This window comes from Brevundimonas sp. 01N35 (genome assembly GCF_056399785.1).
This window is the reverse complement of sequence record NZ_JBFTRZ010000035.1, coordinates 1-513: the sequence shown is the minus strand read 5'-3', so window position 1 is coordinate 513 and position 513 is coordinate 1. Positions and strand designations below refer to the sequence as shown.

At 65.5% G+C, this 513-nt stretch carries 1 protein-coding gene; it reads left to right on the top strand.

Features of this window, described 5'->3' with window-relative positions; translation table 11 throughout:
• On the top strand, positions 1-513 hold a 513-nt coding region (locus tag AC1DJ5_RS14640; protein ID WP_477021072.1), incomplete at both ends, for an HAD-IIB family hydrolase.

Sequence of the window (513 nt, the reverse complement as noted above, 5' to 3'; positions counted from 1 at the left end):
GCCTGTAATGGTGGCCTCGTGCAGCGCATCGGCCCGCGCGAGACGGTGGTCGAGTATCCGCTCAGCTTCGATGACTTCGTGTACTGCGAACACGTGGCCCGCGAGATTGGCGTGCACTTCCAGGCGCTCGATGCCACGCGCATGTACACGCCCAACCAGGACATCAGCATCTACACCGTGGCCGACTCGCATCTTTCGCGCATGCCACTGTCGTACCGCCGCGTGGCCGACATGGACCCGGGCATGTCCTTCATCAAGCTGATGATGATTGACGAGCCGGACGTGCTGGATGCTGCCATCGCGCGCTTGCCGGCCGCGCTGACCGAGCGCTTCGCGGTGCTGAAGAGCGCGCCGTTCTTCCTGGAAGTGTTCGACCACCGCGCCGGCAAGGGGCCCAGCCTGCAGAAGCTGGCCGAGCACCTGGGCATCGACCGCGCCAACGTGATGGCCATCGGCGACCAGGAGAACGACCTCACCATGCTGCAGTACGCCGGCACCAGCGTGGCGATGGGC